This window comes from Halococcus morrhuae DSM 1307 (genome assembly GCF_000336695.1).
Classification (GTDB): domain Archaea; phylum Halobacteriota; class Halobacteria; order Halobacteriales; family Halococcaceae; genus Halococcus; species Halococcus morrhuae.
In genome coordinates, this window is the sequence record NZ_AOMC01000155.1 from 1 (window position 1) to 6,928 (window position 6,928).

Sequence of the window (6,928 nt, forward strand, 5' to 3'; positions counted from 1 at the left end):
AGAGATGTGTATAAGAGACAGACCGACCACACGGTCGCCGGCATTCTCGACGGGATACGGGACGGACGCACCGAAACCACCGGCAAGCGCACGCCGTGGCATATCAGCTTCCGACAGGCAGCCGGCGGCGTCAAACGCCGTATCAAGAACCGACTCGCGAGCCTGCTGTAGGCCCGAGCAGTTATTTCGATGACGGTCGTATAGACGGGCATGGAGTGGCTCGGCGCGTTCGGCGGGCAGCTCCTTACGGCCGGCATCGCCTTCCTGTTTTTCTGGACGCTCGTCGGCCAGTACGCCTATCGGGAGGCGAAAGCGGAGGGGCGCTCGATGCCGAAACGACGAGGACTCTGCTGGGGAGTGCTCGGCATCGTCGGCGTGATCGACTACCTCCGTGATATCCGGAACCGCGACGAGAGTCGCCTGGGCTGGATCGGATTCGCAGCGGTGCTGTTCGCGTTCTGGGCGATCGAGCCGGTCGTCCGTCAGGAACCGCCCGGGTGGTACGCGTGGGCTGGGGTGTATACCGGCTTGTTCGTGCTGTACTGGCAGTTCGATCTCGAGGCGTCCGCTGTTGCCGAACGTTGACATCCTCCCCGCCCTGAAGGGCGAGGATTCCCGACCGCGTTTGGGATATTAAGGTTCGCGGGCCACCTGTTCTTGTGGAAGGAACTGCCCATCCGTAGTATCGAACAGACGAACCGCTGGCTGTGCCAACCAGCCGTTACTCCTATCCTCGTCAGAGGACTCGGAGGTACTTTTCTGCCGAATGTTCTCCGCGCCGTTCACGTCGGCGTTCGCCACGGTTCCACACTCGTCGCAAACGTACAGGCCACGCTCGACGCGCTGGCTGTCTGCTTTCGTTCCGCACACGGAGCAGGTTTTCGACGTATCCCGCTCGGACACCGTTTCGACGGCGATGCCCTGCGTCTCAGCTTTGTATTCAAGCATCGCCGTGAAGCGGTCGAACGCCCACCCATGCAGATCGAGGTTGCCGTGCTTGCCCCAATTCTTCGGATCGCCGTTCTCGTCGTCGCGGATGCCGCCGAGGTCGCCAACGAACACCGTGCCGACACCGCGTTCAGCGCATCGTTCCACGATCTCTTTCGAGAGTGTATGGAAGAAGTGCGTGCGGCGGTCGGCACGCTTCTGGTCCAAACGACGAGCTTCGCGGGAGGACAAGTCGTCACACTTCGCGCGCTTCTTGGCGAAGTAGTAATCGTCCTCCTTGAGCGATCCACCGGGATAGAGCAGTGATTCATCGCCGAACGAGACGGCGGCGACGTTGCAGATCCCGAGGTCGATGCCCGCCGTGCGGTCGCCGGGCGGTTCGGCGACTTCCACTTCAACGCGACAGACGATGTGGAGTCGCCAGACGCCGTGTTCGTACACGGCACGTACCTGTTGGACGTTCTCGACGGTCGTCCCCTCGGGACCGATGACGTCGTACTCGCAGAGTACAAAGTCAGAGCGGTGCTCTTTGAGGTTGCGTCCCTTCGAGAGTCGAAGACGCTGATTCTCTGTGTCGTGTTTGAAACCAGCCTGTTTGAACGTGACCGTCGAGCGTGGATGCTCGTCGTTGTGTTTGCGGTAGCCGGGCGGGTTCGCTTTCTCGTTCCCAGAGTTTCGGTGGCCAAACCATCCAGAGAACGCTTCACCGAGTTCGGCAAGAACTCGCTGANATCTGGCCGCAAGCGTCCCAGACACGTTGGGCGGTCCATCGCCCGACGTTCCAGAGCTTGCTGGCGGCGAAACCAAGCGAATCGAGGTCGTCACGCACCTGCGAGTGGTTGCAGATGCGTGCGCGATAGGTGCGTTTGACTGTGCGATTCGCTATACGTAACCATGCATAGCCGAGCAGTTAACGCTTCCGCTGGTGGAATATCCAGTCGAGCTATCGCCGTGTGGTGGCGGTTGCGTAGTACCACGGCAGAGCTTACGGCGCGTATCCCCGCCCTAAAGGGCGAGGCTTTGCGCCTGTCTTTCACGTAATTACTCGGCCATCGCGATCGCCTCACACCCGATTTCCACCGTGTCGGCGTCGATATCGCTTCCACGGAGTGCGGCTGGCGTGTACCAATCCCATGCCTCGGACCCTGGTTCATCGTCGCCGTCGGGAGCGATGGTCCGACATCCGACGCGAGCGAAATAGACGAAATCGATATGCTGGTGGCTCACCTGGCCATCCGGATGGACGTCGATGTCGTAGAGCATCTGATAGCGCGGTTGCGGGAGCGCGCGGCCGGCCGGCGCGTCGATCGCCGGCGCACTGTCGAGGAGATCGGCGTCCAGCCCCGTCTCCTCACGCACCTCGCGCAGGCCGGCTTCGTGGGGCAGTTCGTCGCGGTCGACGTGCCCACCTGGCGGGAGGCGAATGCCGAGTTTCGGATGGCGATGGAGTGCGGTCGCTCCCTCGTTGACGAGATAGACAGTCGCAGTGAAATGCCGGGTCGTCTCCATGCGGAACGAAAACGGCCGGTGGCTTTCGGTATTGCGGAGTCCGCTTTCGAAACGCTTAGTGGTGGCGCTCACCCCCTCTCCGTATGAGCGATGCGAGCGTCGACCCGGCGACGGTGGCCCACGTCGCCGACCTCGCACGGGTCGACCTCGACGAGGACGAAGCCGAGGCGTTCGCCACGCAGTTCGCCGACGTGCTCGACTACTTCGAGACGCTCGACGAGGTTCCGGAAGTCGATTCCGAGCCGGAACTCGTCAACGTCCTGCGGACCGACGAGGCACGCGAGAGTCTCTCACAGGACGAGGCGCTCCGAAACGCACCGGAAGCCGAGGACGGCTACTTCGAGGGGCCGCCAGTCGGATGAGCGACGCCTTCATCACCCGAACGGAGATCGAAAGCGACGGCGACGGCTCACTCGACGGCCAACGGATCGCCGTCAAGGACAACATCAGCACGGAAGGAACACGAACGACCTGCGGCTCGGCAATGCTCGCCGAGTACGTCCCGCCCTACGACGCGACCGTGATCGAGCGCCTCAAAGCTTCGGGAGCGACGATCGTCGGGAAGACGAACATGGACGAGTTCGGGATGGGGACGACGACCGAGAGCTCCCATTTCGGCCCGACCACGAACCCCGTCGACGAGGAACGGGTGCCAGGTGGCTCCTCGGGCGGGAGCGCGGCCGCCGTCGCCGCCGGCGAGGCCGACCTCGCGCTTGGCACCGATACCGGTGGCTCGGTGCGCTGTCCGGCCGCCTTCTGCGGCGTCGTCGGCATCAAACCCACCTACGGGCTGGTCTCGCGGTACGGGCTCGTCGCCTACGCCAACTCGCTCGAACAGGTCGGCCCGCTCGCGCCCACGGTCGAAAAAGCGGCCGAACTGCTCGACGTCATCGCCGGCCCGGACGAGCGCGACGCGACGACGCGCTCCGAAGGGGCGGACACGGACTACGCGAGCGCCGCCGACGGCGATATCGACGGGACGACGATCGGCGTTCTCACCGATCTCGTCGACGGGGCCGACGAGCGTGTCGCGGCGGTCTTCGAGGAGCGCATCGCGGAACTCGAAGACCGTGGAGCGGAACTCCGAGAGATCGAACTCGACTCGCTCGCCCACGCCGTACGGGCGTACTACGTCATCGCCATGTCCGAAGCCTCCTCGAACCTCGCGCGCTTCGACGGCGTTCGCTACGGGATCTCGGGCGGGTTCGACGGCGACTGGAACGACGCGTTCGCGCGAGCGCGCGAAGCGGGGTTCGGCTCCGAGGTGAAACGGCGGGTCCTGCTCGGCACGTACGCGCTATCGGCAGGCTATCACGACAAATACTACGAGAAGGCCCAAGACACGCGCGCGTGGATCAAGCAAGAGTTCGATGCCGCCTTCGAGGAGGCGGACGTGCTCGCGTCGCCGACAATGCCCGTCCTGCCGCCAAAACTCGGCGAGAGTCTGGAGGACCCGCTCCAACACTACCTCATGGACGCCAACACCGTCCCCGTGAACCTCGCCGACCTCCCGGCGATCTCGGTGCCGGCCGGCACCGCCGACGGCCTGCCCGTCGGCGCACAGTTCGTCGGCCCGGCCTTTGGCGAGCGTGCCGTGATCCGGGCCGCGAGCGCGCTCGAATGACATCCGCCCCGGCGTAAACGGCGGGGTTTCCCGACCGCAGTTGGGATATTATGGTTCGCGGTTCGGCTCTTGTTCTCGGGGGACGAAAGTGCCCTCCCTGCGGTCGAACAAGTGAACCGCTGGCTGTGCCATCCAGCCGTTATCCCTATCCTCTCGCCGAGGATTCGGGAGTACCTTTTGTCGGATGTTCTCAGCTCCGTTCGTGTCGGCGTTCGCAACCAGCCCGCACTCGTCGCAGATGTATAACCCGCGCTCGACGCGCTGGCTGTCGTCGCACCGGCTACAGACCGAACACGATTTCGATGTATCCCGTTCAGAGACTGGTTCGACCTCGATGCCTTCGGCTTCGCCCTTGTACTCAAGCATCGTCTCAAAGCGGTCGAACGCCCATCCGTGCAAATCGAGGTTGCCGTGGTCGCCCCAATTTCGAGCTTCTCCGGTTTCGTCGTCCTCGCGGATACTCGCGAGGTCGCCGACAACGATTGTACCGACGCTCCGCTCGACGCATTCGGCGACAATCGCTTTCGACAGTACGTGCAAGAAGTGGGTGCGGCGGTCGGTGCATTTTTGATCGAGTCGTCGCGCTTCGCGCGACGTACTCGAATCGCACTCCGCACGCTTCTTGGCGAAGTAGTATTCGTCCTCTTTGAGTGCGCCACCGGGGTACAACAGACTCTCGTCACCGAACGACACAGCGGCCACGTTGCAGATACCGAGGTCAACCCCGGCAACGGAGTTGCCGGGTGATTCGACCTCAATGTCATGCTTACAGACGATGTGCAATCGCCATTCGCCGTGTTCGAAGACGGCACGCACCTGCTGGACGTTCTCGATCTCCACGTCCGGGTCGGCCTCGTAGGCACAGAGGATGAAATCGGACCAGTGCGCCTTCGTGTTGCGGCCCTTCGAGAGGCGGATGTAGCCGTTTTTCTCGTCGTGTTTGAAGCCGTCCTCTTTGAACGTGACCGTTGAGCGCGGATGCTCGTCGCCGTTCTTGCGGTAGCCGGGCGGGTTCGCTTTCTGGTTCCCGTTGTTGCGGTGGCCGTACCAACTCTTGAACGCTTCAGCCAACTCTTCAAGAGTTGCCTGACTGGACTGTGCGTTGAGGTCCGCGTAGCGTTCGTGGCTCTTGAGGTACGACTTGAGAACCGAGTCGTCGGGAATCTGGCCGCAAGNTGCCTGACTGGACTGTGCGTTGAGGTCCGCGTAGCGTTCGTGGCTCTTGAGGTACGACTTGAGAACCGAGTCGTCGGGAATCTGGCCGCAAGAATCCCAGACGCGGCCCGCTGTCCAGCGGGCCACGTTCCAGAGTTTTGCGGCGGCGAAACCAAGCTCATCGAGACCGTCGCACACCTGCCGCTGGTTCCGTATGGAAGCGCGGTGGGTGCGGGTGACGATCCGATTCGCCATGAATAGCCTATCGTAGTCGGCTAACATAAGTATCCGGTAAGCGGGGTGAACGTGACCGCCGTGGTAGAATATCCAGCCGGGCTACTACCGGTTGACCAGCGGTTGCGACCATCCACGACACAGCGTACGCGATTCACGCCCGCCTCCTCGCGCCTCCAGTCCGACCACGTGGTCGGACTTCCGGCGCTCGTAAAGGGCGGGATTCTCTCGCTGCTGAAAGATAGCCCGCTTCTCGACCGACGGCCATCGTAATGTTCAGTAGCGTCGCCCCGTGAGAGTGAAGCATGGACGATACCGACGCCGATGGCAGCGTGAGTCGACGGGGCTTCCTCAGGACGGCCGCGGGAACGGCGGCCGTCGCCGGCGCGAGCGGAACGGCCGCGGCCCAGGAGGACTCGGGGGGATCGAGCGGCGGCTCGGCGAAAACGGTGAAAGTCGGACCCGGTGGCTCGCTCTCGTTCGAGCCCGCCGAACTGACGATCGCGCCCGGCACGCCCGTGAAGTTCTCCTGGGAATCCGATGGACACAACGTCCATCCCGACGACGGCGATTGGGGCCATCAGCCGATCGAGGACAAGGGGTTCAGCTTCACGACGTCACCGTTTCAGGAGACCGGCGAACACAGCTACGTCTGTGATCCCCACGAGTCGGCCGGCATGACTGGAACGATCATCGTTCAGGAGGGTGGTGGCAGTAGCGGTTCTTCCGAACCCGCGATCCCCGGCTTCGCCAAGCAGCTCGGCGTCGCCGCGTCGACGTTCCTGCTCTCGACGCTCGGGCTCGCCTACTTCTTCATGCGCTACGGCGGCGATTTCGAAGGCAGCGCCGAGTAGCGCTGCCGGCGGCGCTCGGTTGCAATGATCGAGAGAGTCGTGAAAACCGCAGCGACGATACGCGAGCGTCGTTCAGCCGTCGTCCCGCTCGATCTCGAACAGTATCCGCTCGCCCTTGGCAGTGAGGCTGTAGATCGGCGTTTCGCCATCGACGAGCAGTTCGACCAGCCCGCGATCACGGAGTGTCTCGATCGCGGACCGGGTTTTGCTGACGCTCAGCTTGCCCGTGATGCCGCGCATGTCCTCGACGTTCGGCGGGTCACGCGTGGCGATATCGCTGGCGTTCGCCGGCCCGGTGACGAGTCGTTCGAGCACCGCCGTCCGTGTCGACGATTGCCCGGCGAACGCGGCCAGCTCCGCGTCGGCGTCGCTCTCCGCATCCGTGGTCTCGGTCGTCGTCTCCGTCTCGGTCGCTGTAGTAGTGCTCTCAGTTGTCGTGGTCTCGGTTCCGGTCGTCGTGTTCGTCGTTTCGGTTGCCGTTTCCGTGGTTTCAGCCGTCGTCCCCGTCTCGGTCGCTGTCCCTGTGGTTTCGGTCGCTGTTGCAGTCCCGTTGGTCGTGGGTTCGCTCGTTGCAGTCGCTTGCGCCTGTCTCTTATACACATCT

The 6,928-nt window shown here is 63.3% G+C and carries 7 protein-coding genes and 1 pseudogene; 4 read left to right on the top strand and 4 right to left on the bottom strand.

What is annotated here, in order from left to right; all coding sequences use genetic code 11:
* The first annotated feature begins 210 nt into the window (after positions 1–210).
* Entirely contained in the window at positions 211–585 is a 375-nt protein-coding gene (locus C448_RS14075) for a hypothetical protein (RefSeq protein WP_004055783.1), read from the top strand.
* A 48-nt stretch (positions 586–633) separates the two neighbouring features.
* Here C448_RS14075 and C448_RS14080 read toward each other — a convergent pair.
* Both C448_RS14080 and C448_RS14085 read right to left on the bottom strand, forming a co-directional pair.
* A pseudogene (locus C448_RS14080) lies at positions 634–1,834 on the bottom strand (RNA-guided endonuclease InsQ/TnpB family protein).
* 155 nt (positions 1,835–1,989) lie between these two features.
* The gene (locus C448_RS14085; protein WP_004055786.1) at positions 1,990–2,457 is read right to left on the bottom strand and encodes an NUDIX hydrolase; all 468 of its coding nucleotides are present in this window, start codon (positions 2,455–2,457) and stop codon (positions 1,990–1,992) included.
* An 83-nt stretch (positions 2,458–2,540) separates the two neighbouring features.
* Between C448_RS14085 and gatC the strand changes: the two genes are divergently transcribed.
* Both gatC and gatA read left to right on the top strand, forming a co-directional pair.
* A complete protein-coding gene (gatC, locus tag C448_RS14090; protein WP_004055787.1) occupies positions 2,541–2,819 on the top strand; it encodes an Asp-tRNA(Asn)/Glu-tRNA(Gln) amidotransferase subunit GatC in 279 nt (92 codons plus the stop codon).
* Positions 2,816–4,081 (top strand): Asp-tRNA(Asn)/Glu-tRNA(Gln) amidotransferase subunit GatA, encoded by a 1,266-nt coding sequence (gene gatA, locus C448_RS14095; protein WP_004055788.1) that lies wholly within the window; start codon positions 2,816–2,818, stop codon positions 4,079–4,081. The genes gatC and gatA overlap by 4 nt, the downstream gene beginning before the upstream one ends.
* 48 nt (positions 4,082–4,129) lie before the next feature.
* Here the strand turns inward: gatA and C448_RS14100 are convergent, their stop codons facing one another.
* A complete protein-coding gene (locus tag C448_RS14100; protein WP_004055789.1) occupies positions 4,130–5,491 on the bottom strand; it encodes an RNA-guided endonuclease InsQ/TnpB family protein in 1,362 nt (453 codons plus the stop codon).
* 284 nt (positions 5,492–5,775) lie between these two features.
* Between C448_RS14100 and C448_RS14105 the strand changes: the two genes are divergently transcribed.
* Positions 5,776–6,324 (top strand): plastocyanin/azurin family copper-binding protein, encoded by a 549-nt coding sequence (locus C448_RS14105; protein WP_004055790.1) that lies wholly within the window; start codon positions 5,776–5,778, stop codon positions 6,322–6,324.
* Between the two features lie 72 nt (positions 6,325–6,396).
* On the opposite strand, the gene C448_RS16200 is transcribed toward C448_RS14105, so the two are convergent.
* Positions 6,397–6,928 (bottom strand): helix-turn-helix domain-containing protein (locus tag C448_RS16200; protein ID WP_004055791.1); only part of this gene is annotated, 532 nt, incomplete at its 5' end.

Excerpts from the sequence above, each read along its gene's own strand:
- C448_RS14085 (WP_004055786.1), bottom strand. The coding sequence starts at position 2,457 with ATGGAGACGACCCGGCATTTCACTGCGACTGTCTATCTCGTCAACGAG.
- C448_RS14105 (WP_004055790.1), top strand. The coding sequence starts at position 5,776 with ATGGACGATACCGACGCCGATGGCAGCGTGAGTCGACGGGGCTTCCTC.
- gatA (WP_004055788.1), top strand. The coding sequence starts at position 2,816 with ATGAGCGACGCCTTCATCACCCGAACGGAGATCGAAAGCGACGGCGAC.
- C448_RS14075 (WP_004055783.1), top strand. The coding sequence starts at position 211 with ATGGAGTGGCTCGGCGCGTTCGGCGGGCAGCTCCTTACGGCCGGCATC.
- gatC (WP_004055787.1), top strand. The coding sequence starts at position 2,541 with ATGAGCGATGCGAGCGTCGACCCGGCGACGGTGGCCCACGTCGCCGAC.